The following is a 25,589-nucleotide window of genomic DNA, read 5'->3' as shown; positions in this document are numbered from 1 at the left end:
CGCCCCTTGCCTACGGAGGAATGCCAATGGTCCTGACGAAAAAGAAGAGAGCGATCCTTGCCAAGACCGCCAACGTCCAGTTTCCGCTCATCGACACTCAGGAGCCGAATCTCTACCGTCACATCTTCCCTTACGACGAGGTCTGCAGGATCGAATTCGACAACCGGTTTGTCTTCATCGACCCTCCCGAGGAGATCTTCATCACGGACACGACCTTCCGGGATGGCCAGCAGGCGAGGCCTCCCTACACGGTGGAGCAGATCGTCGACCTATTCGACATGCTCCATAAATTGGGAGGGGCCAACGGCGTGATCCGTCAGTGCGAATTCTTTCTCTACAGCGAGAAGGACAAGGAAGCGGTCCGAAGGTGCCAGGAGCGCAACTACCGGTATCCTGAAATCACCGGCTGGATCCGCGCCGTCAAGGAGGATTTCAAGCTGGTCAAGGAGATGGGGCTGAAGGAGACCGGCATCCTCACCTCGGTCTCTGATTATCATATCTTCTTGAAGCTGAGGAAGAACCGAAGGGCCGTGCTGAGGGAGTACCTCTCCATCGTCTCGGCGGCCCTCGAACTGGGCATCACGCCCCGTTGCCATTTCGAGGACGTGACCCGGGCCGACATCTACGGGTTCTGCGTTCCCTTCGCCCAGGACCTGATGCGCCTTTCCGAGGAGGCCAAGCTCCCGGTCAAGATCCGGCTCTGCGATACCCTCGGATTCGGGGTGACCTATCCCGGCGCAGCCCTCCCGAGATGCGTCCCCAAGATCATCCGGGCGATGATCGACGATGCGGGCGTTCCCTCGGAATATTTAGAGTGGCACGGCCATAACGATTTCCACAAGGGCCTGATCAACGCCACCACGGCCTGGCTTTACGGTTGCTCGGCGGCCAACGGCACCCTCCTCGGATTCGGCGAGCGGACGGGCAATCCTCCCCTGGAGGGGTTGGTCATCGAATACATCAGCCTGATGGGCCACAACAACGGCGTCGATACCACGATGATCACCGAGATCCGCAACTATTTCGAGCGGAACATCGGGGTCCAGATCCCGGCCAATATGCCCTTCGTGGGAGCCAACTTCAATGCCACGAGCGCGGGCATCCATGCCGATGGGATCCTGAAGAACGAGGAGATCTACAACATCTTCAACACCGCCAAGATCCTCAACCGGCCCATCTCCATCTCGGTCAACGACAAATCGGGCCTGGCGGGGATCGCCCAGTGGATCAACTCCCACTTCGCCCTGACCGGAAAGGACCGGATCGAGAAGACCCATCCGGGGGTGGCGAAGATCAATCGTTGGGTGATGAAACAGTACGAGGAGGGGAGGACGACGTCCATCTCCGATCAGGAGATGGAGAAGGTGGCCCGGAAGTACCTGCCCGAGATCTTCGTCTCCGAATTCGACATGTTGAAGACGAGGGCCAAGGAGATGGCCTACCACATCATCGAACGGGTGATCGAGGAGCCCGGCATCAAATCGATGGATCCAGCCCAGATGGAACCGATCCTCCAGTCGCTCGTGGACGAATATCCTTACCTGCAATATGTCTATGTGGTCAACATCCACGGGATCAAGATCACCCGCACCATCGTTCAACCTGTGGATCAGTCGAAATTTGCCCACGTCGGGGTGGGCGAGGATTATTCTGATCGTTCTTGGTTCATCGCGCCCCTGAAGGACGGCAAGATCCACGTGACCGACCTCTACACCTCGAAACATACCGGGGCCCTCTGCATCACGCTCTCCGGACCGATCCGGAACGAGATGGGAGAGATCAAGGGCGTGCTCGGAATGGATATCCGGTTTGAAGACCTGACCAAGAGCGAAAGCGAATAGGGGGAGAGGGAAGGATGAACCTGGTGGAGACCTTGAAAAAGGCGAGCAAGCTCTTTCCTGGGAAAGAGGCGATCGTCTGCGGAGGGAGGCGTTGGAGCTATCGACAATTTCAGGAAAGGATCAACCAGCTCTCCCGGGTCTTGCGGTCCCTCGGCGTCGAGAAAGGGGACAAGGTGGCGATCCTACACCCCAACTGCCACACCTTTCTCGAGTCCTATTATGGGATCGGCCAGATCGGGGCCATCGCGGTCCCCATCAACATCCGTCTCTCGCCCGGAGAGATGGCCTATATCCTCGAGGACTCGGAATCGAAGGTGTTGATCTCTGATCCCCAATACAGGGGGCCGATCGACTCGATCCGGGAGCGGCTCCCGGGGGTGAAAAGGATCCTCTGGACTGGAGACCCGAGCGGGCTGACGGGGGAGGCAGCCTCCTCCTATGAGGAGATGCTCCGGAGGGAGGCCCCGGATCCCCTCCCCGAAGTCCCGATCGACGGAGAGGACATCGCCCAGCTCTACTACACGAGCGGGACCACAGGGAGGCCCAAAGGGGTGATGCTCACCCATAAGAATGTCACCACCCATGCCCTCGGAACGATCGCCGAGCTTCACCTGACCGACCGGGATGTCTGGGTCCACGTCGCCCCCCTCTTCCACCTGGCCGATGCCTGGGCCACCTGGGCCATCACCTGGGTCGGCGGAACCCATGTCCTGGTGAGGGAGTTCAACCCCAAGGTCGTGCTCGAGACGATCGAGAAGGAGAGGGTGACCCTGACCAATCTGATCCCCACCATGCTCAACCTGATGGTGAACCATCCGGACGCAGGAAGGCACGATTACAGCAGCCTGAGGGTTCTTTTGAGCGGAGGTGCGCCCATCGCGCCAGAGGTGGTCCGGAAGATCGTGGCGACCTTCAAATGCGATTACATCCAGACCTACGGGATGACCGAGACCAGCCCTTACCTCACCCTGTCCATTCTCAAGGAGCCTCTGAGGAGGCTTCCGGAGGAGGACCAGTTGAGATTTAAGTCGAAGACCGGGAGGGAGTTCATCGCGGTAGAGTTGAAGGTGGTCAACGAGAAAGGGGAAGAGGTCCAAAAGGACGAGAAAGAGGTGGGGGAGATCATCGTGAGGGGCGATATCGTGACCCCGGGCTACTGGAAGCTTCCCGAGGAGACGGCCAAGGCGATCCGCCAGGGCTGGCTCTACACCGGCGACATGGCCGTGATGGACGAAGAAGGGTATGTGACGATCGTCGATCGCAAAAAAGATATGATCCTCACCGGAGGCGAAAACGTCTACTCCACCGAGGTGGAGAATGTCCTTTACATGCACCCCGCCATCTTGGAATGCGCGGTCATCGGCGTTCCCGATGAAAAATGGGGCGAGGCGGTCAAAGGGATCGTCGTGCTCAAGCCCGGCGCCCAGGCCACGGCCGAGGAGATCATCCAGTTCTGCAAGGAACGGATCGCCCATTACAAGGCCCCCAAGTCGATCGACTTCCTGGAGGCCCTGCCCAAAACGGGCTCCGGAAAGATCCAGAAGAAAGAACTCCGAGAGCCTTACTGGAAAGGGTACGAGAAGAAGGTCCACTGAAGGAGTGGCAAGGCCTTCCTTGGTCCCATCCTGAACCATGGCTTACCCCGCCGAGCTCAGAGCCTTGATTCGAAGGGTCGAAGAGACCCGGCCCGAACGTCTGGCCAAGAAGCGGGAGGGCTGGGAGTTTCCGAGGCTCTCCCTCTCGGAGAAGGAAGAGCGGCTCAGGCAGTTTCATCCCTCCTACGTCGAAGGGGCCCTGAGGCCGTTGCGGATCGGTCCGAGCAAGGGCTACGCCGTCCCCGTGGAGATTTGTGAGATCTTGGAGGCCTGGGGCCGAATCGACCCGGACCGGGTCGACCTTTCGGATGTGAGTCTCGAAACCGATGTTCTAATCATCGGTGGGGGAGGGGCGGGGACGGCCGCAAGTCTCATCGCCCAGGAACAAGGGGCCAGGGTCCTGCTCGCCACCAAACTGAGACACGGGGATGCCAACACGATGATGGCCGAGGGAGGGATCCAGGCCGCCTCTCGACCGGGCAAGGACTCTCCTTATTATCACTACCTCGATACGATCGGAGGCGGCCACTTCACCAACGTCCCCGAACTCGTCTATACCCTCGTGACGCAGGCCCCCAGGGTCCTGCAATGGCTCGAGGGGCTGGGCGTGATCTTCGACAAGAAACCGGACGGAAACCTCAAGACCTTCCACCTCGGAGGGATGTCCCGGAAGAGGGATCACGTGGCGGCCGACATCACGGGCACGGAGATCATGCGAACCCTCAGGGACGAGGCGCGGAACAGGCCGGGGATCCAGATCCTCGAGTTCACCCCGGCGGTGGAGCTGCTTCTCAACGAGCATGGCGATTGCGCCGGCGCCCTCCTCTACAACCTCGAAACGGAGGAGTATCATCTGGTCAGGGCGAAGGCCGTGATTCTCGCCACCGGAGGTTCCGGTCGGTTACACATCGGCGGCTTTCCCACGACCAATCATTACGGGGCCACGGGCGATGGTCTGGTCCTGGCCTATCGGGCAGGCGTGGAGGTCTGCTTCCTTCACACGACCCAGTATCATCCGACGGGTGCGGTCTTCCCGGAGCAGGCGGAGGGGTTGTTGATCTCCGAAAAGTTCAGGGGAGCGGGGGCCCAGCTGCTCAACATCGAAGGGAGGCCCTTCGTCTGCGAGACAGAGCCCCGGGATGCCTGTGCCTCTTCCATCATCCGGGAGTGCCGTCTGGGGAAGGGGGTCGAAACCCCTTCCGGGAAGGTCGGGGTCTGGCTCGATACGCCGATGATCGATCTCCTCTACGGAGAGGGGACGGTTGCCCAACAGTTCGTCGGAAAGTTTAAGCTCTTCAAACGATATGGGATCGACCTTTCGAAGGATCCTCTCTTGGTCTATCCGACCCTCCATTACCAGAACGGGGGGCTGAGGTTTAACGAGAAAGGGGAGACCTCGATCAGAGGTCTTTATGCCGCTGGCGAGGTGACCGGAGGGGTCCACGGAGAGAACCGCTTGGGAGGAAACTCCCTCATGGATGTCCTCGTCTTCGGAAGGATCGCCGGGAGAAACGGTGCCCTCTATGCCTTGGACATGGCTCGGCAGGGCCGTCTGAGCCTCGACCACGTGAGGAGATTTCACGAGGAGTTGAGAGAGGCAGGCGTCGACCGGCGGAGGATCTCCCCCCTTCTTCTTCCGGATTACACCAATCCTCTCGTGAGAAACCGTCAGCTGACGACAGTATACGAAGGGACCCTCAGGTAGGAAGCTCTTCTATGTCCCCATCTTGTCCGTGAGGAGGATGGCCTCGGCGATCTCCCGCATGCTCTTTCGGCTGTCCATGCTGGCCTTCCGAATCCGTTTGAAGGCCTCCTCTTCGCTCAACCCTTGACGCCTCATCAGGACGCCCTTGGCCCGCTCGACCAGCTTCCTCGCCTCCAGCTCCTCCTGGATCACCTTCGTCTTCACCATCAGCTCCGTGCTCTCGATGCAGATGGCCGCCTGGCTGGCCACCGCCGTGAGGATCTCTTTCTCGCCTTCGGTGAATTGATGGGGATAAGAGGTATAGCAGTTGATGACCCCGATGACCTTGTCCTTGACGCAGAGGGGGACGCTGATCATGGAGACGAGCCCCTCCTTCTTGGCCAGTTCTTTCTCCTTGTAGCGGGGCTCCTTCAGGACGTCGAGGATCGTCAGGGGTTTACGGGTCTGGGCCACGTATCCGACGATCCCTTCTCCTAGCTTGAGGCTCCTCTCCTTGAGGTATTCCTCGCTCATCGTCTGGGTGGCCCGGATCTTCAGCACCTTCTCCTTCTCGTCGAGGAGCCAGAGGGAACAGATCTTCGAGTCCATCACGTTGGCCGTCACCGTGACGATCAGCTTCAAGATGTCGTCGAGGTAGCGGTCCGAGGCGATGGCCTTGCTGATCTCCGTCAGGGCCTTGATCTGCTCTTTGTAGGAGGTCTTTTTCGAAGCCAGAGGCCTCCTCCAGGTTCGAGGTTCCCTCAATTTAAAAAAAAAAGCCTTCCCTGTCAACGGCCCTTTCTGCGAGAGTTGACCGTCCACGGGTCTTTATGCTACATGATAAAAAAATTTAGGGGGGAACGGAGGTCATGGCGACGCTAAACAAGAAGGATGTGTTGCGGATCGTGAAAGAGAAGAAGGTCAAGTTCGTCCGGCTCTGGTTCACCGACATCCTCGGGTTTTTGAAGAGCTTTTCGATCACCGTCCGCGAGCTGGAGGCCGCCCTGGAGGACGGCATGGGGTTCGACGGTTCCTCGATCGCTGGATTTGCCCGCATCGACGAGAGCGATATGGTGGCCAAACCCGATCCTTCCACCTTCCGGATCTTTCCCTGGAAAACGAACGATCATGTGGTGGCCGTGATGTTCTGCGACATCCTCCAACCGGATGGCAGCCCCTATCAGAGCGATCCCCGGTGGGTTTTGAAGAAGAATTTGGAGCGGGCGAGGAAGATGGGGTTTACCTTCAACGTCGGGCCTGAACTCGAATTCTTCTTTTTCAAAAATTCGACCGGAAAGCCCGAGTTTCTCGACTCGGGGGGCTATTTCGACCTCACCCCCCTCGATGTGGCGAGCGACCTCCGGAAGCAGATCGTGATGGCCCTCGAGGAGATGGGCGTCCCCGTAGAATACAGCCACCATGAGGTGGCCCCGAGCCAGCACGAGATCGATCTTAAATATTCGGACGCCCTCACCATGGCCGATCGGACGATGATCTATCGGTTGATCGTCAAGGAGGTGGCCCTCAAGAACGGGGTCTATGCCAGCTTCATGCCCAAACCGGTCTATGGGGTCAACGGAAGCGGGATGCACACCCATCAATCTCTCTTCCGGGGAGGGAAGAACGCCTTCTTCGATCCGAAAGACAAGTACCACCTCTCCGAGATCGCCAAGCACTATATCGCCGGTCTGATGAGACATGCCCGGGAGATCACGCTGGTCACCAACCAGTGGGTGAATTCCTACAAGCGGCTGGTGCCGGGATACGAGGCGCCCGTCTATATCTCTTGGGCCCAACGAAACCGCTCCGACCTCATCCGGATTCCGGTCTACAAACCCGGAAAGGAGATGGCCACCCGAGTCGAATACCGGTGTCCGGATCCGGCCTGCAACCCCTATCTGGCCTTTGCCGTCATGTTGGCGGCGGGCTTGGAGGGGATCGAGAAGAAGTATCCCCTGAGGGATCCGGTGGAGAGAAATGTCTACGAAATGACCGAGAAGGAACGGAGAAGATACCGGATCGAGACGCTACCGGAGGATCTCTGGGAAGCGATCCAGGTGACCGAGAAGAGCGATCTGGTCCGAAGGGCCCTGGGAGACGAGGTCTTTTTTAAATTCATCGAGAACAAGAAGATGGAATGGGAGCGTTACCGGGCCAGGGTGACGGACTACGAGCTGGAGCAGTACTTCTCGATCCTATAGGAGGGGGGCGATGGACTCGATCAAGCGGTGGTGGGCAGAAGAGAGGGCCAAAAGGGCGGTGGAGAGGTTGGAGGCCCACGACTTCAAGGCGGCCTACGTGAGAGATCGGCAGGAGGCCGTATCCGAGATTCTAAAGCAGGTGGCGGCTGGCCAGACCATCGGCGTGGGCGGCTCCCTTACGATCAGGGAATTGGGGATCCTCGAAACGTTAAAAGCGAGGGGCCACCGGCTCTATGACCACTGGGCCTCGGGACTTTCAAAGGAGGAGGTCCTTTCGACCCGAAAGGCCCAGATGGGCTCCGATCTTTTTTTGAGCAGCGTCAATGCGATCACCCTAAACGGAGAGCTGGTCAATATCGACGGGATCGGCAACCGGGTCAATTCGACGATCTTCGGCCCAGGGAAGGTCTTGCTCGTGGCCGGGTATAACAAGATCGTCGAGGACGTTCAGGAGGCGATCCGGAGGATCAAGAACGTCTCGGCACCCCTCAATGCGAGGCGCCTCAATCTCGATCTCCCCTGTGCTCGGGCGGCCCGCTGCGTCGATTGCAACTCCCCTCAGCGGATCTGCAGGGTGATCGTCATCCACGAGAGAAGGCCCTCGTTGACCGAGATGTCGATCCTCATCGTCGGGGAAGAGCTTGGGTTCTGATCTTTTTCATCTGCGCAAGGGGGTTTCCGGGTTTCGCCCCCGGAAACTCCTATCATCCACCTCGAAGGGGAAGCAATCATGGGTAAAATCGGAAGGGCACTGATCAGCGTCTCGGACAAGACAGGGGTCGCCTCCTTTGCCAAGGCACTGGCGGAGATGGGGGTGGAGATCCTCTCGACCGGTGGGACGGCCAGGCTATTGCGAGATCAAGGGATCCCCGTCAAGGAGATCTCGGATTACACAGGATTTCCCGAGATGATGGATGGGAGGGTCAAGACCCTCCACCCCAAGATCCACGGAGGCCTCCTGGGACAACGGTCCAAACCGGAGCATGTCAGGACGATGGAGGAACACGGCATCCTTCCCATCGACCTCGTGGCCGTCAATCTCTATCCATTCGAGGCGACGGTCGCCAGAGAGGATTGCTCGCTGGAGGAGGCCATCGAGAATATCGACATCGGCGGTCCCACGATGCTCCGTTCTGCGGCCAAAAACTATCCGGATGTCACCGTGGTGGTCGATCCCGGCGATTACGATCCGATCCTCACCGAATTGAGGGCCAAGGGGGAGATCTCCCTGGAGACCAATTTTCGGCTGGCGAGGAAGGTCTTTCAGCATACCGCCCGTTACGATGGGGCGATCTCCAACTATTTGGGCCAGATCGAACAAGGAAAGAAGGCCTTCGAATTTCCGGAGACCTTTACCTTTCAGGTCAAGAAGGTCCAGGAGCTCCGCTACGGCGAAAACCCGCATCAGCGGGGAGCCTTTTACCGGGAATATGGCTTGACCGAACCCTCCGTCTCCAATGCGGTCCAGCTTCACGGCAAAGAGCTCTCCTATAACAACATCTTGGACCTCGACTCGGCCTACGAGACCGTGAAGGAATTCGAAGAGACCGCTGTGGTGATCATCAAACACAACAATCCCTGCGGGGTGGCGATCTCCTCGACGAGCCTGGCCGATGCCTATCGAAAGGCCAGGGATTGTGACCCGGTTTCGGCCTTCGGCGGGATCGTCGGGTTCAACCGGCCCGTCGATCCCGAGACCGCCCTCGAGATGCGGGACCTCTTCCTCGAGGCGATCATCGCGCCCGGATACGATCCCGAGGCGCTCGAGATCCTAAAAACCAAAAAGGATCTCCGGATCCTCCAGACGCCTCCTCTCGCCTCCTATTCCCCTCAGAAAGGATACGACCTTCGAAAGGTCGTGGGAGGCCTTCTCGTCCAGGATCGGGACCTCGGCAAGGTCCCCATGGATCAATGGAGGGTGGTGACGAAGAGAAGGCCGACCCCGGAGGAGATGAGGGCCATGGCCTTCGGATGGAAGGTGGCGAAACATGTCAAGTCGAACGCCATCGTCCTGGTCCGAGAGGACCGGACCGTCGGCATCGGAGCGGGCCAGATGAGCCGGGTGGATTCCACCCGGCTGGCGGTGATGAAGGCCAGGAGCACGACCAAGGGAACGGTTCTGGCCTCGGATGCCATGTTTCCCTTCAGGGACAATGTCGATACGGCTGCCGAGGCCGGGGCCGTGGCCATCATCCAGCCGGGAGGTTCGATCCGGGACGAAGAGGTCATCGCGGCTGCGGACGAGTATCACATCGCCATGGTCTTCACAGGGATGCGACATTTTCGGCATTAAACGAAGAGGCGGAGGGAGACGATGAAGGTCCTCGTGGTGGGTGGAGGGGGCAGGGAACATGCCCTGGTCTGGAAGATCGGCCAAAGCCCCCTCGTCTCGAAAGTCTACTGCGCTCCTGGCAATGCCGGGATCTCGCGACAGGCCCATATCGTCCCCATCTCCGCCAGCGATCTGGAGGGCCTTCTGAACTTTGCCCTGGCCGAAAAGATCGATCTCACCGTGGTCGGGCCTGAGGATCCCCTCGCCCGGGGGATCGTGGACCTCTTCGAATCGAGAGGGCTTTCCATCTTCGGCCCGAGCCAGAGGGCGTCCGAACTGGAAGGGAGCAAGGCCTTTGCAAAGCAACTGATGAAAAAGTATCACATCCCCACCGCCTCCTTCGAGGTCTTCGAGGACCGTGACAAGGCCCATGCCCATATCCGTCGGCAGGGCGCACCCCTCGTGGTCAAGGCCGACGGCCTGGCTTCGGGCAAGGGCGTCATCCTCTGCAGGACGGAGGAGGAGGCCCTCCGGGCCGTCGATCAGATGATGGTGGAGAAGGTTTTTGGTGAGGCGGGCAGGCGGGTGGTCATCGAGGAGTATCTCCAGGGAGAGGAGGCCTCCTACCTCGCCTTCACCGACGGGAGATCGATCCTCCCCCTTGCCTCCTCTCAGGACCACAAGGCCGTCTTCGACGGGGATGAGGGACCCAATACGGGTGGGATGGGGGCTTACTCTCCAGCCCCTGTGGTCACCGATGAGGTGAGCCAGAGGATTGTCGAAAGAATCTTGCGACCGATCGTTCAGGCCCTGGCCGAGGAGGGGAGGCCTTATAAGGGGGTCCTCTACGCCGGCCTGATGATCTCCGAAGGAAGGCCCAAGGTGCTCGAGTTCAACGTCCGATTCGGGGACCCGGAGACTCAGCCCCTGCTCCTGCGCATGAAAAACGATATCGTCCCCGTGCTGAAGGCCTGTCTGGACGGCACCCTCTCCGGGTGCAAGCTCGAGTGGGATCGTCGCGCCTCAGTCTGCGTGGTGATGGCTTCGAGGGGCTATCCGGGGAGTTATGAGAAGGGAAAGCGGATCAAAGGGCTTGAGGAGGTCTCGAAGATGGAAGGGGTCGTCGTCTTCCACGCCGGGACGGCCTTCCAGGACGGCCAGGTGGTGACCAGCGGAGGAAGGGTCTTGGGGGTCACCGGCCTCGGAGAGACGATACTCCAGGCGATCGAAAGAACCTATGAGGCGGTTGGGAAGATCTCCTGGGAAGGGGTCCATTATCGCCGGGACATCGGAAAGAAGGCCTTGTGCTGGCTCTGAAAAGGAGTGGGCATCGGAAAAGATCGGATTAAAACAGAGGAGGATGGAAGGGAGAAATGTACAAGATCGCGGTGATTCCAGGAGATGGGACCGGCCCCGAAGTGGTGGCAGAGGGGTTGAAGGTCCTGAAAGCGGTTTCGGAAAAATTCGGATTCCGCTATGAACTGGCCCATTACGAACTGGGCGGAGACCATTATCTCAAGACCGGAGAGGTCCTGCCCGATCAGGTTCTCGATGCCTTGAAAAAGGTAGATGCCATCTACTTGGGCGCCATCGGCCACCCGGAGGTGAAGCCGGGGATCCTCGAGAAGGGGATCCTTCTGAGGATCCGTTTCGAGCTCGATCAATATATCAACCTGAGGCCAGTCAGACTCTACCCCGGGGTGGAGACCCCACTTAAGGACAAAGGCCCAGAGGACATTGACTTCATCGTCGTCCGGGAGAATACCGAAGGGGCCTATCTGGGCGCAGGGGGCTTTCACAAGAAGGGCACACCGGATGAGATCGCCATCCAGGAGGCGATCCACACCCGCAAGGGCGTGGAGCGGTGCGTCCGTTACGCCTTCGAATTGTGCAGGAAGAGGGACGGAAAGAAGAAGGTGACCCTCTGCGGGAAGACGAACGTCCTCACTTACGCCTTCGATCTCTGGGAGAGGACCTTCAAGGAGGTGGCCAGGGAGTTTCCCGACATCGAGACCGATTACGCCCACGTCGATGCCATCTGTATGTGGATGGTGAAGAATCCGGAGTGGTTCGACGTCATCGTCACCGACAATATGTTCGGAGATATCATCACCGACCTGGCCGCGATGATCCAGGGAGGTTTGGGCATCGCCGCAGGGGGGAACATCAATCCCCATGGGGTCTCCATGTTCGAACCGATGGGAGGCTCCGCCCCGAAATACACGGGCCAGGGGGTGGTCAGTCCCCTGGCGGCCATCATGGCCTGTCAGATGATGCTGGATCACCTGGGGGAGAGGGCGTCGGCCAGGGCCATCGAAGAGGCGGTCATGAAGGTCGTCCGGAACGATGTGAAGAACCTGAGCGCGGGCAAGATGGGCTTGAGCACCTCCCAGGTCGGCGACCGGGTGGTGAGGTATATCTTAGAAAGTTAGGAGTCGAAGATGGATTGGGGGATGAAAAACCGTTTGGCGCAGCTGATCCAACCCGATGGGCATTGCCTCTTTCTGCCCATCGACCATGGATATTTTCAGGGGCCCACGCGAAAGCTGGAGAGGCCTGGCGAGACGGTCAAGCCCCTGCTTCCCTACTGCGATGCCCTCTTCGTCACCCGAGGGGTGCTCCGATCCTCGATCGATCCTGCCCGTTCCAAACCGATCATCCTCCGGGTCTCGGGCGGCACCAGCATGGTGGGCAAGGACCTGTCGGACGAAGGGATCACCACGTCCATGGAGGAGGCGATCCGGCTCAATGCCTCCGCCGTCGGCCTCTCCATCTTCATCGGGAGCGACCACGAAAAGGAGAACCTTCTCAATCTGGCCAGGCTGGTCGATGAGGGTGAGAAATACGGGATCCCGGTGATGGCGGTCACGGCCGTGGGAAAGGAGCTGGAGAAGCGGGATGCCCGCTACCTTGCCCTGAGCTGCCGGATCGCGGCCGAGCTGGGGGCCCGGCTCGTCAAGACCTACTGGTGCGAGGGGTTCGAGCGTGTCGTCCAGGGCTGTCCGGTTCCTGTGGTCATGGCCGGCGGCCCCAAGGTCGACTCCGATTTAGAGGTCCTCCAGTTCGTCCACGATGGCATGGAGAAGGGTGCCATCGGCGTCAACCTCGGAAGGAATATCTGGCAGAACGAGCACCCCGTGGCCATGATCAAAGCCCTTCGAGCCATCATCCACGAAAAGGCCTCGCTAAGAGAAGCGGCGGAGATCCTCGAACAGGAAAAGGCCGCGGGCCTCCGTCTCTCTCATCCTTCATAGATTTCGGTCGATGCGGGTTGCCGTCTATTACAACAATCGGGACATCCGTCTGGAGGAGAGGCCCGTGCCCCGGATCGGCCCGGGAGAGCTGCGGGTTCGGGTAATCGCCAGCGGCCTCTGCGGCAGCGATGTGATGGAGTGGTATCGAATCCAGAAGGCCCCGCGGGTCCTCGGGCACGAGATGACCGGCGAGATCGTGGAGGTGGGGGAAGGGGTGGGCCGGTTTAAAGTGGGCCAGAGGGTCTTCGTCTCTCATCATGTCCCGTGCAATACCTGCCGACATTGCCTCAAGGGGCATCACACGGTTTGCGATACGTTGCGAAAGACCAATGTCGACCCCGGGGGGTTTTCCGAATATGTCCGAGTTCCCCAACTCCAGGTGGAACGGGGGACCTTCGTCCTCCCCGAGGAGGTCTCCTTCGAAGAGGGGGTCTTTATCGAGCCCCTGGCCTGTGTCCTCCGGGGTCAGAGGCTGGCACGATTTGAACCCGGCCAGAGCGTCTTCGTGATCGGAAGCGGGATTTCGGGAATCCTCCACATCGCCCTGGCTCGCGCCTCGGGGGCGGGGAGGATCATCGCCTCGGATCTCCAGGAGACCCGAATTCGGATGGCCAGCACCTTTGGAGCGGATGAGGTCCTCCTGGCCAAAGAGGCCAGCCCAGAGACGATTCGAGAGGTGAACGGGGGAGATCTGCCCGATTTGGTCATCGTCTGTGCGGGGGCGGTTTCAGCCTACCGGCAGGCCCTGGAGACCGTGGAGCGAGGAGGGACGGTCCTCTGCTTCGCTCCCCTCGAACCGGAGCTCAATTTCGTCCTCCCCTTCTTCCAATTCTGGAACGACGGGATCACCCTCCTCCCCACCTATGGGGCCGCGCCCGGAGACCTTCTCCAAGCCATCGAGCTGATCCGATCCCATCGACTTCCCCTCCGGGAGATGATCACCCACCGCCTCCCTCTTGCGGAGATCGAGATGGGTTTTAGGCTGGTGGAGGAGGGGAAGGAGTCCTTGAAGGTCGTCATAGAACCCCATCGATGAGGGGCCATGTCACCGACGCTGCGCGAGATCCAGAGGGAGTATTTACAGAAGGCCTGGTCCCGACCCCTCAGGGACCTCGAAGCCTCCTTGCCCGGAAGATGGGAGGGGGGCGCCCTCCGCTTCAGGGCCTTCGGAGGGGCCTGTGAGCTCCGTCCGGAGGAGGTCCTCCTCGACGGAGAACCCCTCGACGGTCCGGAGGGGGTCTTGATCGCCCTCTATGCCAGTCAGGCCGATGAGGAACCGGTTCGACTCCAGCCTTTGAAGGCCTTCCGGCAGTTCAGGGGAGGGATGAACTACCAGGCCGCCTTCAGCCAGAACGCCGAGAGGATCCTCCTTCCCTATGTCCCCTCTATCCAAAAGGCCAAGGAGGCATTGATCGCCCGTTTCGACGGAAACCTCAATCTGGATGTGAAACGCTACCACTTCTCGTTTACGCTCTATCCTCTGCCCAAAGTCCCTCTCTACTATCTGTTCAATCTCGAGGACGAAGAGTTTCCCGCGACCGTGACCTGCCTCTTCAGCTCCAACGCGGACCGTTTCCTGCCGGTGGAGGGGCTGGCCGATACGGCCGAATATACGGCCAAGAGGATCATCGCCCTGCTGGCCCAAGGTTCACACGAACCTCAGATCCGGATGAGATCGTAACCCCTTCGGCCCAGGCCGATCTCCTCCGCATAGGCGAGCTGGATGGTCCAGTCCACCTCGGGGTAGAGACCGCGAAATTTGTCTCCCCCGGCCTTCAAATTCTTCGTTAGCTTCGAAGAAGGGTTGCCCTCCTGGGCATTGACGAGATCGGCCGAGGCCTGATCGATCGCCACCGGATCTTCCGAGGCCAGGATCCCGATGTCGTTGACGATCGGGACGTCGGAGAACCCGTAACAGTCGCAGGCGGGAGAGATCTGGGTGAGGAAGTTGAGGAAGAGGGCCTTGCCCCTTTTCTTGACCAGGGCACCGAAGGCGTACTCGACCATCTTCTTCTGGAACAGGGGGATCGATTCGTTCCACTGGATCTGGACGGCCCCGGCCGGACAGGCCAGGATGCACTCGCCACAACCGATGCATTTTTGGGGGTCGATGAGAGCGACCCGAGGCCTCTGCCGGCCTTCCACCTCCTGGGGGACCATCGAAATGGCCCCGGAGGGACACCAGGGGAGGCAGCTTTCGCATCCCTTGCACGCCTTCTTCTTCACCTGCGGCGAGATGTTCGAGTGCTGCGTTAACTTCCCCTCCCGGCTGGCACATCCCATCCCGAGGTTCTTCAAGGCTCCGCCGAATCCCGAAAGCTCATGGCCTTTGAAGTGGGTGACGGCGAGGAGGACATCGGCCATGTGAATCTCGTGGGCGATGGAGACCGTCTTCAAGAGGGGCTTGTCGATCCGGACCTTCACGGCGCTATTGCCCCTGAGCCCGTCCGCGATCAGGACCGGTGCGTTGACCGTGAGCGGGGTGAAGCCATGTTCATAGGCGGTGTGAAGATGGGAGACCGCCTCGCTCCGGGCCCCGATATAGAGGGTGTTCGTGTCGGTCAAAAAGGGCTTCCCTCCACACTCCCTCACCCGGTCTACGATCCTTCTCACATAGACCGGCCGGACGTAGGCGGTGTTCCCCCTCTCGCCGAAGTGGAGCTTGATGGCCACCAGATCCTTCTCCTTGATCTTTTTCCTCAGTTCCGTGCGATCCAGAAGGAGGTCGAGTTTGTCGAAGAGCGTCCTTTTGGGTTCGACCTTCAGGTCGGAGAAGAAGACCGCGCTTTTCATGGGGGATCCTCCGCGGCAGAATTCTAAGAGAATCTCGGAGGGCTGTCAACGAAACGGGATCGGGTGGATTTTCAAGGAGCAGGGTTGATTTTATTCGGGAAATAGGGTAGGAAAAATTGTTCTATCGATTTCGGTCGGACGGGACGGGAAAGGAGCCAAGATGAAACGATTCGAACCGAGCCATATCCGCAACATCGGGACTTTCGGACATGGGGGAGAGGGAAAGACCTCCCTGGTCGAGGCCATCCTCTTCGACACAGGAGAGAATACCCGTCTGGGTCGGGTGGACGACGGTTCTTCGTTGATGGATTTCGAACCTGAAGAGGTCAACCGGAAGATCAGCATCAGCGCCTCCTTGGCCCACTTCGAATGGGATAAACACCGGTTCTATCTCATCGACACCCCAGGCTACGCCAACTTCATCGCCGAGGCGAAGGCCTCCATGCGGGTGGTGGACGGGGCCGTGATCGTCATCGGCGGAAATTCCGAGGTGAAGGTACAGACCGAAACGGTCTGGGGATATGCGAACGAGTTTCAGGTGCCGAGGATCCTCTTCGTGACCAAGATGGACCTGGAGCGGGCCGATTTCCTGAAGGTGGTCGAGGAGGTGGGAAAGAGTTTTCCAACCTTCTCCCTCGTCCCGGTCCAGCTCCCGATCGGCGCGGAGAGGCATTTCAAAGGGGTGGTCGATCTCATCGAACAGAAGGCCTACGTCTACAAAGAGGACGGAAGCGGACAGTTCGAGATCGCCGAGATCCCGGAGGACCTGAGAGAGGAGGCCGGGCGGCTTCGCGAGAAGATGATCGAGGCCGTGGTGGAGATGGACGACCAGTTGATGGAGAAGTATCTCGAGTCAGGGGAGGTCTCCCGCGACGAGATCCTCCGGTGCCTCCGAAAAGGGACGATCGAGAGGAAGGTGGTGCCGGCGCTTTGCGGTTCCTCCCTGAAGAATATCGGAGTCCAACCCCTCTTGGACCTCATCATCCGATGCTTCCCGTCCCCGGCGGAGAGAGGCGCCGTCCAGGGAAGGCATCCCAAGACCGGCGAGGTGGTGACCCGGGAGCCCAAGGAGGACGGTCCCCTTTCGGCCTTCATCTTCAAAACGATCGCCGACCCCTTTGCGGGCAAGCTCAACCTCTTTCGGGTCTACTCCGGAAGCCTCAACGCCGATTCGACGGTCTATAATTCGAAGAAGGACGTGAAGGAGAGGATCGGCCAGATCTTCCTCCTGGAGGGGAAGAAGCAGAAGCCCATCGGATATGTGAGCGTGGGGGATATCGCAGCCGTCGCCAAATTGAAGGAGACGACGACCGGGGACACCTTCAGCGACGAAAAGAACCCGATCGTCTTCGAAGAGACGAAGCTCCCCCAACCCATGATCACCTATGCGATCACTCCCAAGTCGAAGGGCGACGAAGAGAAGATCGCAGCCTCCTTGGCCCGCATCCACGAGGAGGACCCGACGATGACCGTGGGACGGGATGAGCAGACCGGCGAGATCCTCCTCTCCGGAGTGGGCCAGACCCATGTAGAGGTGATCATCGAGAAGCTCCGGCGGAAGTTCGGGGTGGAGGTCAACCTGAGCACGCCCAAAGTCCCCTACAAAGAGACGATCCGGGGATCAAAGCAGGGGGTGATCTACCGGCACAAGAAGCAGACCGGCGGAAGGGGCCAGTTCGCCGAAGTCCACTTCGACATCTCCCCCCTCCCCCGAGGACAGGGCTTCGAATTCGAGAATGCCCTGGTGGGGATGAACGTGCCGAGGAATTTCGTCCCCGCCGTGGAGAAGGGGATCCTCGAGGCGATGCAGAGCGGCGTTCTGGCGGGGTATCCGGTGGTGGACGTGAAGGTTCGTTTTTACGATGGGAAATCCCACGAGGTCGACTCCTCGGAGATGGCCTTCAAGATCGCGGCCATCATGTGTTTCAAAAAGGGGATCCAAGAGGCCAATCCCGTTCTGCTCGAGCCGATCATGAAGGTCGAGGTGATCGCGCCGGAGGAGACCATCGGGGATGTGATCGGCGATTTGAACAGCCGGAGGGGGCGGGTCCTGAAGGTCGATGCCAAAGGGAATTATCAGGTGATCCAAGCCCACGTCCCCATGGCCGAGATGCTCAAATATGCCCCAGACCTCAACTCCAAAACCGGTGGCCGGGGAACCTTCACCATGGAGTTCTCCCATTATGAGGAGGTCCCTGCCCAGCTGGCCGAGAAGGTGATCGCCCAGGCCAAAAAAGAGAAGGAGAAAGAGGATTGAAAGAGGGGGTTCCAATGTCCGGCGAACCCCTGGCTCCTTAACGTCGAATCCGTTTCGAGCTCCGGATCTCGGATCCCATAGGGCCATGAGGGCTGTCATCCAGCGGGTGAAGTCTGCGGAGGTTCTGGTCGACGGTCAGGTCACGGGAAAGATCGGTCAGGGCCTACTCGTCTTCTTGGGCGTGGGCAAGGGCGATGGCGATGACGATCTCTCCTTTCTCGCCACCAAGATCCCGGAGCTGAGAATCTTCGAAGACGAATCCGAAAAGTTCAACTTATCCCTCAAAGAGATCGGGGGAGAGATCCTGGTCGTCTCCCAGTTCACCCTCTATGCCGATTGCCGGAAAGGGAGGAGGCCCTCCTTTACGGAGGCCGAAGCGCCTGGGCGGGCTCGGGAGCTCTACGAAGGCCTCGTCCGGAGATTGCGGGAGCAGAACCTTCGGGTCGAGACCGGCCAGTTTCAGGCGAAAATGGAGGTCCATCTGGTGAACGATGGACCGGTTACCCTCATCCTCGAAAGTCGACACAAAGCCTAAGGCGTGAAAAAGGAAGGGTGCGCCTCCACGTTCTAATCTTCTGTTTCGCCGTGGTCTTCCTCGTTCCATTTCTCCTCATCGGTGAACCCTTCGGTTTCAGGGAGAGGAAGGAGGTGGGGATGGGAGAGATCAGAGAGCCTGCGGTTTCGGGGACGTTCTATCCGGATCGACCGGAGATCCTTCGAAGGGAGATTCAAAAATATCTCGACCAGGTCAAGCGGGAGACGATCGAGGGCGAGATCGTTGGGCTGATCGCCCCTCACGCCGGTTACATCTACTCAGGCCTCGTGGCGGCCTCGGCCTACAAATTGATCCAGGGGAAGGAGTTTCCGTCCGTGGTGGTCGTCGCCCCCAGCCACCGGGTCGCCTTCAAAGGGGCCTCCCTCTACGACCGAGGAGGGTATCGGACCCCTTTGGGGGTCGTGCCCATCGATGAGGAGCTGTCGAAGAGGATGATGGAGCGTTGGAGGGGGATTCAATTCCTTCCCGAGGCCCATCGGCAGGAGCATTCCCTTGAGGTCCAGATCCCCTTTCTCCAGGTCGCCTTAAAGTCGTTCAAGCTCGTCCCCATCGTGATGGAGCCCTACTGGAGTCTCGAGACCTGCAGGTCCCTCAGTCAGGCCATCGCCGAGACGGTCCGGGGCAAGAGGGTGTTGATGGTGGCCAGCACCGACCTCTCCCATTTTCATCCTTATGAGAAGGCGGTTCAACTGGACCGGATCTTTCTCGGCCATGTGGAACGATTCGACCCAGAGGGGCTGAGCCGCGATCTGAGGGAAGGCCGCTGCGAGGCCTGTGGGGGAGGGCCCGCCCTCACGGTGATGATGGCTGCAAAAGCCCTGGGGGCGAATCGAAGCAAGGTCCTTCAGTATTTAAATTCGGGAGACGTTACCGGAGACCGGGGCCGCGTCGTCGGATACGTCTCCGCCGTCCTTTATCGGAAGGCCGAGGGAGAGGTGCAGATGAAAGGGGAGAAGCGGGTGGGCGTCGATTTGGGGTTGAGCGAGGAGGAGAAGAAGATCCTCCGCCACATCGCCAAGACCGTCATCGAGAATCGGGCCAAAGGGAGGCCCCTGCCGGAATTCAAAATCGAGGCTCCCAGGCTCAGGGAGCATCGAGGGGCTTTCGTCACCCTCCATAAGAGAGGCCAGCTGAGAGGGTGCATCGGCTACATCGAGGGAAGGGGGCCCCTTTACAAGACGGTGGAGGAGATGGCGGAGGCGGCCGCCTTCCGAGATCCCCGTTTTTCGCCCGTGACGGAGAGCGAACTTCCAGAGCTCGAGATCGAAATTTCGGTGCTCACTCCCCTCAAAAGGATCTCGGACGTCAACGAGATCGAGGTGGGAAAGCACGGGATCTACATCCGAAAGGGATGGTTCTCCGGCCTACTCCTTCCCCAGGTGGCCACCGAAAACGGATGGGACCGCAAAACCTTCCTCGAGCATACCTGCCAGAAGGCGGGGCTTCCTCCCAATGCCTGGAAGGAGAAGGATACCGAAATTTACATCTTCTCCGCCGATATCTTTTGAGGGCACCTCTTTCTTCAGGGGGGGGCGAAGAGATAGAAGGCCAAGTAGAGAACGAAGAAGAGGAGGATGGTCCCGATGGCGGCGCCCAGAGGAAAAAGAATGGCCGAGGCGGGATACTGCCTCTTCCTCTCCTCGATCGCCTGATAGGAGAGGCCCTTGGCCAACGGGAGCGAAAGGGCCTTCTGGGCTTTGAGAAGAAGTTCCTTTCCCCCGATCTCGAGGGCGGCTAAGGGATTGCGGCTCACCCAGACGACCCATCGAACCCCCACCATCACCATTCGGTCCACATAAGAGGCAAAGTTCATAAGAGGACCCTGACAGAGACGGATCAGTTTTCTTCCCAGGATCCGGAAGGGCCAATCCGTGTCGAGGGTGAGGCATGGACGGCCGACGAGGTGACCTCTCAGGACCCAGAAGCCGAGGAAGGTGAAGAGGAGCATCTGGGTGATCGAAAAGACCCGGGCAGGGGTGAAGGGGATGAACTCAACCGGATAAGGAAGCCATACATAAAGGACCTTGGGATAGACGCCGATGAGAAGGCAGAGGAGTGCGAGGATGGCCATGCTCAGGATCATGTAGATCGGTGTGGTCAAGGCAGCGGTCCCGAGCCTGGCTCGAATCGGGGCCGGGGCATCCTGCTTTCCTTGAAACCAGATGTTCCAAGGGAGCCTCAAGCCGGTGGTCAAAAACGTCCCGATGGTGGCTCCCTCGAGGAGGAGATAGACCGGGACGTTGTGGATCAACTCGGCGGCCTCGATCGTCATCGTCTTGCTGATGAAACCGTTGAAGAGCGGGACCCCCGAAATGGAGAGGCCGCCTACCAGATAGAGCCAGAAGGGGAGGGGCATATATCGGTATAGTCCTCCCAGCTCATGGAATTTGGCCGTCCCCGCGGCCGCCAGGACCGAACCCACCCCCATGAAGAGCAGGGAGTTGTAAAGGATATGGCAGAGGGCATGGGAGATGGCGCCGTTGATCGCCAGGTTGGTCCCGATCCCTACGCCGACGACCATATACCCCACCTGGGAGATGATATCATAGGAACAGAGCCTTCGGCCGTCGTTTTCAAGGAGGGCCAGGAAGAGGGCGAGGATGGCCTGAAGGGCTCCCAGCCATATCAGCAGTTCCAGCCCTGGGAAGGTCCGGAGCAGACAGTAGATCGCCGTCTTCGTCGTAAAGGCGGTCAGATAGACCGATCCGCTCGGCGTGGCCTCGGAGTAGGTGTCGGAGAGCCAGCAGTGGAAGGGGGGGGTGGCCGCATTGACGAGGAACCCGAGAAGCATCAGGTTGGAGCCCAGATGTTCTCCGCCCCATCCCCACGGAAGGCGACCGAGTTCGATCGAGCCCGTCTGATGGACGTGAAGGAGGATCCCCGCGAGGATGCAGGCCCCGCTGAAGTGATGCCAGAGGGCGTAACGAAGCGCCGCACCCATGGCGCTCCGGGTCCCTCTGAACCAGATGAGAAAGACAGGGGCCCAGGACATGATCTCGAGCCAGAAGAAGAGGGTGAAGAGGTCGCCGGCGAAGACGGCCCCGAGGGCGCTTCCTAAATAGACCATGGCGGCGACGTGCTCCCAGTTGTTCCTCGCGCCGAAGGCATAGAGGTTCATGCAGAACCCGGCGATGAGGAAGACGTAGGCGAAGACCGTGGCCACCCGGTCGATGCGCCCCCATTCGATCGTGTAATCGAGGAAGTCCATCCGGCCGCGATGGAGGGCCTCGGGCCAGTCCGGAATCGCCCCGTTATCGCCCCATGAGGACCAGAGAAGCAATCCGATTCCCGCAATCGGCAGGAGCAGGAGGTAGGTCAACCGGAACCGCCTCGACCTGATCCAAGGGATCAGCAGGGCACCCAGGACGATGACCATGCCGGGATGGATCCACGTTCTCATCGGCAACCCCTCCCCTCCCTCTCATAATAATCTTCCTCCTTCAAGAGGAGGGAGCCCATGGCTTTGGCGATCAGAATGAGCAGGAGACATCCGAGGAGACCGAAGAGGCCGAAGAATTGGGGAAAGGATTGAAAAGGGAAGTGGGGATGGAGGAGACCCAAACGAGGGAGGAGGAAGCCAAAGAGGAGGCTCAAGCCAAGGCCGGCTCCATAGAAGATCCAGAAAGCTCTCTTGGGAAGTTCTCTCCACCTGTTCATCGGGTTGACCCTCGCTTCATAGAACCCCTCTCACGGCAATCCGGGCAAGGTTCAGGATATCGAAGAGGTTTGGAAAGAGGCAGAAGAGGATGGAGCAGAGACCTGTGACCGAAAGGGGAAGGAACATGAAGGCGTAGAGCCTTCGGGCCGTCTCGATAGGCAAAGGCCTTTCCGAAAGGATCTCCACCCCTTTTGCCAAATCTCCTGGGAGGATTTCCTCCCGGGGCATGGCCTCGAAGAAGGCGGTCCGGATCAGGGGGAAGAAGTAGACCACGTCGAGAAGGGAGGCGATGAGGAGGATGGCGAGAAAAGGTAGGGATCCGGATTGAACCGCCCCGAGCCCCAGGTACCATTTGGTCAGAAGTCCAGCCACGGGAGGCGCTCCGCACATCCCGAGGGCCCCGATGGTGAAGGCGAACATGGTGATGGGCATGGCCCTTCCGATCCCGGCCATCTCGCTGATGTCCTTTTTTCCTGTGGCAGCCAAAATGAAGCCGGCACAGAGAAAGAGGGTGATCTTCATGAACCCGTGGAAGGGGATGTGGAGGATGGCGCCGGTGAGGCCCATCGGGGTCAGCAGCCCCGCCCCGAAGAGGATGTAGGAGAGCTGGCTGATCGTCGAGTAGGCCAGCCTCTTTTTCAAGTTGTCCTGGGCGATGGCGAAGAGGGAGGCCCCGATCATGGTGAAGCCCGCCAGGGCGGCGAGCATCGTCCCCAGGCCCAGTTCTTTCATCAGATCGGTTCCATAGACATGACAGACGACCCGGAGGACCCCAAAGACGCCCGCTTTGACGACCGCTACCGCATGGAGCAGGGCGCTCACCGGCGTGGGCGCTACCATCGCCGTGGGCAACCACGAGTGGAACGGCATGTAAGCCGCCTTCATCAACCCGAGGAGGAAGAGGAAGAAGAGGGTCGTGAGGAGAGGTTTCGAGGCGGTGGCCGGGCTCAGATGGCCCCCTGGACGAAAATCGGTCGTCCCGGCGAGGGAGTAGTCGAGGGCCGTGGCCGCAAGCAGGAAGACGCCCGAGGTGAGCAGATAGGCGAGATATTTTCGACCCGCAAAGAGGGCCTCCTGGGACTCCTCGTGGGCCACGAGGGGGTAGGTGGAGACGGTCAAAATTTCGTAGAAGAGGAAGAAGGTCAGGAGATTTTTGGAAAGGGCCACGCCCACCGCGCCGAAAATGGCCAGGGCGAAGCAGAAGTAGTACCGCGTCTGACCGTGTTCTTCGAGGGCCCGCATGTAACCGACGGAAAAGGCCGAGACTAATATGTAGAGGAAGGAGGAGGTGATGGCGAAGACGAGTCCGAGGGCATCCACCCTCAACCCCAAGTCGATCCCGGGAAGGACGCCGGTCAGAAGGTTGCACGAGACGGTCTTCCCCTGGAGGAGGAGGGGTTTCATGGAGAGGATCAGGAGAAATTGGCCGATCCCCGCCAGCAGACTCCAGCTCTCCCTCACGTTGGGCCGCCCTCTCGAGAGAAGGATCAGGAAGGAGGCGATCAGGGGGCAGGAGAGCGCCAAGGCCGGGATCGTGGATTCGACCGTGTCCATCATAGACCCTTTCCCAATCCAAAGAGATGGTTGATCTGAGTGAGCATCGGGATCGGCGCCTTCGCCAACCAGACGATCCCCATCCCGATACAGAGGGAGGCCAGGAGGAGGATGGGGATCAACATGCCGATCGGGGCCTCCCCTCCGGAGCCGTGGGAGGAGTGACCGTCGTGTCCGGCCTCTCCCTGTCTCATATACATCGATTCGATGATCCTCCAGAAATAGACCAGGTTCAAAAGGGAACTCACCAGGAGGGCGGCCACGAAGAGGTAGTTTCCGGTTTCGATGGAGGCGAGGATGAGGTAGAGCTTTGAGACGAACCCGACGGTGGGCGGGATCCCGATCATCGAGATGGCCGCGACGAGGAAAGCGGCACAGGTGTAGGGCATCTTCCTCGCCAGGCCTTCCAGTTGGGGGATCTCCCAGAGTTCGCCTTTATAGATGAAGGCCCCTGCCGCGAGGAAGAGGCACCCCTTCATCAGGGCGTGGTTGGCGATGTGGATCAGGGCGGGGTTGAGTCCCCCCCAGGGCGATTCCTTGGTGGAGAGGGAGAGGCCGACCCCGAGCACGATATAGCCCATATTGGCGACGCTCGAATAGGCGAGCATCCGCTTCAGGTTGACCTGGGAGATGGCCATCGTCGACCCGAAGAGGATGGCGGCCACCGCCACGGCACAGAGGATATCGAAGACGGGAAGGACCTTCAGAAATTGAATCGTGAAGACCGAGAAGGCGAGCCTCAGGAAGGCGTAAGTGGAGACCTCGATCATGATGCCGGAGAGGATGGCGCTCACCTCCGCAGGGGCGAAGGCATGGGCATCGGGGAGCCATGTGTGGAAGGGGAAGAGGGCCATCTTGATGCTCAGCCCGATGAGGAAGAAGACGAAGGCGGTCTTGATCACCTTATTTCCGTAAAAAGGAGGCAAGAGGAGTGACAGGTCGTGGATGTTCAGGGTCCCCGTGATCGAATAGAGGCATCCGATCCCGAGGACGAAGAAACAGGTGCCGATGGAGCCCAAGATCAGGTAGGTAAAACTGGCCTTGAGCGCGATCTTCCCGCGGGAGGCGATGAGGGCATAGGCAGAGAGGGAGAAGATCTCGATGAAGACGAACATATTGAAGATATCGCCGGTGAGGGTGGCCCCGCAGAGCCCCGCGACCAGAAGGAGGAAGAGGGTATAATAGGAGCCCCTCTTGTGGGGGAGTTCGTGTTCGATATTCCTCTTCGAATAGACGGCGCAGAGGAGGCAGAGGAAGAGGAGGATGAGGAGGATGTAGGCGTTCAAGGTGTCCACGACCAGCTCGATGCCCCACGGAGGCATCCACCCCCCGACCCAGTAGCGGATGGGGCCATCGGTCAGCACACGGTGGAGGATGAATAAGGACAGGACGAACTGGATCGAGAGGGCCGCCCAGACGAAGAAGATGCAGGAGCCTTTTCGAAACCAGCCTACGACGAGCGTGGCGAAGGCGGAGAAGAGGGGGACGAGGATGGTCAAGATGGGAAGGTGTTCGACAAGAGGGATCACTCTACTTCCCTCCCCTCTTGATGGCCTCCAGGAGCTCCGGCTCCTCGATCGTTCCGTATTCCTCCTTCAACCGGATGATCAGCGAGAGCCCGACCGCGGTCGTGGCCACGGAGACGACGATGGCCGTCAGGATGAGGACGTGGGGCAACGGGTTCACATACTGGTAGCCTTTGAGGACCATCTCTTCGCTGAGGATCGGGGCGGTCCCGTTTTTGACGTAGCCCAGGGAGATATAAAAGAGAAAGATGGCCGTCTGGAAGATGTTGAGGCCAATGATCTTTTTAAAGAGGTTCTGTTTCAGGATAATGGCATAGAAGCCGATGAGCATCAGCAAGATCGAAACCCAGTAGTTGTATTTGGCGAAGACCTCTTCGGCGATCCACTGGAACATGAAC

21 protein-coding genes are annotated in these 25,589 nt (G+C 59.5%); 14 read left to right on the top strand and 7 right to left on the bottom strand.

All coding sequences use genetic code 11. The features are described from left to right. The first annotated feature begins 26 nt into the window (after positions 1 to 26). The 3 genes from N3G78_10135 to N3G78_10125 are packed head-to-tail and all read left to right on the top strand — an operon-like array spanning position 27 to position 5,141. On the top strand, positions 27 to 1,841 hold the full coding sequence (locus N3G78_10135) for a histone-lysine N-methyltransferase (GenBank protein ID MCX8118278.1): 1,815 nt from the start codon (positions 27 to 29) through the stop codon (positions 1,839 to 1,841). A 14-nt stretch (positions 1,842 to 1,855) separates the two neighbouring features. Further along, positions 1,856 to 3,436, top strand: a complete 1,581-nt coding sequence (locus N3G78_10130; protein MCX8118277.1) for a fatty acid--CoA ligase — start codon at positions 1,856 to 1,858, stop codon at positions 3,434 to 3,436. 37 nt (positions 3,437 to 3,473) lie between these two features. Further along, on the top strand, positions 3,474 to 5,141 hold the full coding sequence (locus tag N3G78_10125; protein ID MCX8118276.1) for an FAD-binding protein: 1,668 nt from the start codon (positions 3,474 to 3,476) through the stop codon (positions 5,139 to 5,141). Between the two features lie 9 nt (positions 5,142 to 5,150). On the opposite strand, the gene N3G78_10120 is transcribed toward N3G78_10125, so the two are convergent. Beyond that, positions 5,151 to 5,885, bottom strand: a complete 735-nt coding sequence (locus N3G78_10120) for a GAF and ANTAR domain-containing protein (protein ID MCX8118275.1) — start codon at positions 5,883 to 5,885, stop codon at positions 5,151 to 5,153. A gap of 104 nt (positions 5,886 to 5,989) precedes the next feature. Between N3G78_10120 and glnA the strand changes: the two genes are divergently transcribed. The 8 genes from glnA (at position 5,990) to N3G78_10080 (ending at position 14,528) form a co-directional block, all read left to right on the top strand. Further along, positions 5,990 to 7,321 carry a type I glutamate--ammonia ligase gene (gene glnA, locus N3G78_10115; GenBank protein MCX8118274.1) on the top strand — a complete coding sequence of 444 codons (1,332 nt, stop codon included), beginning with the start codon at positions 5,990 to 5,992 and terminating at the stop codon, positions 7,319 to 7,321. Positions 7,322 to 7,331: 10 nt separating this feature from the next. Further along, positions 7,332 to 7,973: a lactate utilization protein gene (locus N3G78_10110; protein MCX8118273.1), complete on the top strand. Its 642-nt coding sequence runs from the start codon at positions 7,332 to 7,334 to the stop codon at positions 7,971 to 7,973. Between the two features lie 78 nt (positions 7,974 to 8,051). Next, positions 8,052 to 9,614, top strand: coding sequence for a bifunctional phosphoribosylaminoimidazolecarboxamide formyltransferase/IMP cyclohydrolase (gene purH / locus N3G78_10105; GenBank protein ID MCX8118272.1), 1,563 nt, complete (start codon positions 8,052 to 8,054; stop codon positions 9,612 to 9,614). Between the two features lie 21 nt (positions 9,615 to 9,635). Beyond that, positions 9,636 to 10,910: a phosphoribosylamine--glycine ligase gene (gene purD / locus N3G78_10100; protein MCX8118271.1), complete on the top strand. Its 1,275-nt coding sequence runs from the start codon at positions 9,636 to 9,638 to the stop codon at positions 10,908 to 10,910. Between the two features lie 56 nt (positions 10,911 to 10,966). Next, entirely contained in the window at positions 10,967 to 12,025 is a 1,059-nt protein-coding gene (locus N3G78_10095; GenBank protein MCX8118270.1) for a 3-isopropylmalate dehydrogenase, read from the top strand. 9 nt (positions 12,026 to 12,034) lie between these two features. Next, on the top strand, positions 12,035 to 12,847 hold the full coding sequence (lsrF, locus tag N3G78_10090) for a 3-hydroxy-5-phosphonooxypentane-2,4-dione thiolase (protein ID MCX8118269.1): 813 nt from the start codon (positions 12,035 to 12,037) through the stop codon (positions 12,845 to 12,847). A gap of 10 nt (positions 12,848 to 12,857) precedes the next feature. Continuing rightward, positions 12,858 to 13,883: an alcohol dehydrogenase catalytic domain-containing protein gene (locus tag N3G78_10085; protein MCX8118268.1), complete on the top strand. Its 1,026-nt coding sequence runs from the start codon at positions 12,858 to 12,860 to the stop codon at positions 13,881 to 13,883. Between the two features lie 6 nt (positions 13,884 to 13,889). Then, positions 13,890 to 14,528, top strand: a complete 639-nt coding sequence (locus N3G78_10080; protein MCX8118267.1) for a DUF3786 domain-containing protein — start codon at positions 13,890 to 13,892, stop codon at positions 14,526 to 14,528. Here N3G78_10080 and N3G78_10075 read toward each other — a convergent pair. Continuing rightward, positions 14,507 to 15,640 carry a DUF362 domain-containing protein gene (locus N3G78_10075; GenBank protein MCX8118266.1) on the bottom strand — a complete coding sequence of 378 codons (1,134 nt, stop codon included), beginning with the start codon at positions 15,638 to 15,640 and terminating at the stop codon, positions 14,507 to 14,509. The genes N3G78_10080 and N3G78_10075 overlap by 22 nt on opposite strands. A gap of 160 nt (positions 15,641 to 15,800) precedes the next feature. Here N3G78_10075 and fusA point away from each other — a divergent pair, with 160 nt between their 5' ends. The 3 genes from fusA to amrB all read left to right on the top strand — a co-directional run bounded on the left by fusA (position 15,801) and on the right by amrB (position 19,961). Further along, entirely contained in the window at positions 15,801 to 17,897 is a 2,097-nt protein-coding gene (gene fusA, locus N3G78_10070; protein ID MCX8118265.1) for an elongation factor G, read from the top strand. A gap of 85 nt (positions 17,898 to 17,982) precedes the next feature. Next, positions 17,983 to 18,432 carry a D-aminoacyl-tRNA deacylase gene (gene dtd, locus N3G78_10065; protein MCX8118264.1) on the top strand — a complete coding sequence of 150 codons (450 nt, stop codon included), beginning with the start codon at positions 17,983 to 17,985 and terminating at the stop codon, positions 18,430 to 18,432. 17 nt (positions 18,433 to 18,449) lie between these two features. Continuing rightward, positions 18,450 to 19,961 (top strand): AmmeMemoRadiSam system protein B, encoded by a 1,512-nt coding sequence (amrB, locus tag N3G78_10060; protein ID MCX8118263.1) that lies wholly within the window; start codon positions 18,450 to 18,452, stop codon positions 19,959 to 19,961. 14 nt (positions 19,962 to 19,975) lie between these two features. Here amrB and N3G78_10055 read toward each other — a convergent pair whose 3' ends face one another. From N3G78_10055 to N3G78_10035, 5 genes are read right to left on the bottom strand one after another with little or no spacing between them, the layout of a single operon-like run. After that, the gene (locus N3G78_10055; protein ID MCX8118262.1) at positions 19,976 to 21,853 is read right to left on the bottom strand and encodes a Na(+)/H(+) antiporter subunit D; all 1,878 of its coding nucleotides are present in this window, start codon (positions 21,851 to 21,853) and stop codon (positions 19,976 to 19,978) included. After that, positions 21,850 to 22,110, bottom strand: coding sequence for a hypothetical protein (locus tag N3G78_10050; protein MCX8118261.1), 261 nt, complete (start codon positions 22,108 to 22,110; stop codon positions 21,850 to 21,852). The genes N3G78_10055 and N3G78_10050 overlap by 4 nt, the downstream gene beginning before the upstream one ends. Positions 22,111 to 22,126: 16 nt before the next feature. After that, positions 22,127 to 23,665: a monovalent cation/H+ antiporter subunit D family protein gene (locus N3G78_10045; protein MCX8118260.1), complete on the bottom strand. Its 1,539-nt coding sequence runs from the start codon at positions 23,663 to 23,665 to the stop codon at positions 22,127 to 22,129. Continuing rightward, complete coding sequence (locus N3G78_10040; protein MCX8118259.1) at positions 23,665 to 25,194, bottom strand: monovalent cation/H+ antiporter subunit D family protein; 1,530 nt, start codon at positions 25,192 to 25,194, stop codon at positions 23,665 to 23,667. The genes N3G78_10045 and N3G78_10040 overlap by 1 nt, the downstream gene beginning before the upstream one ends. 1 nt (position 25,195) lies before the next feature. Next, complete coding sequence (locus tag N3G78_10035) at positions 25,196 to 25,585, bottom strand: cation:proton antiporter subunit C (GenBank protein ID MCX8118258.1); 390 nt, start codon at positions 25,583 to 25,585, stop codon at positions 25,196 to 25,198. Positions 25,586 to 25,589: the final 4 nt, after the last annotated feature.

It is taken from the genome of Thermodesulfobacteriota bacterium (assembly GCA_026415035.1).
Taxonomy (GTDB): domain Bacteria; phylum Desulfobacterota; class BSN033; order BSN033; family UBA1163; genus RBG-16-49-23.
The sequence above is the reverse complement of the archived record's forward strand: the minus strand, read 5'-3'. Positions and strand labels throughout refer to the sequence as shown.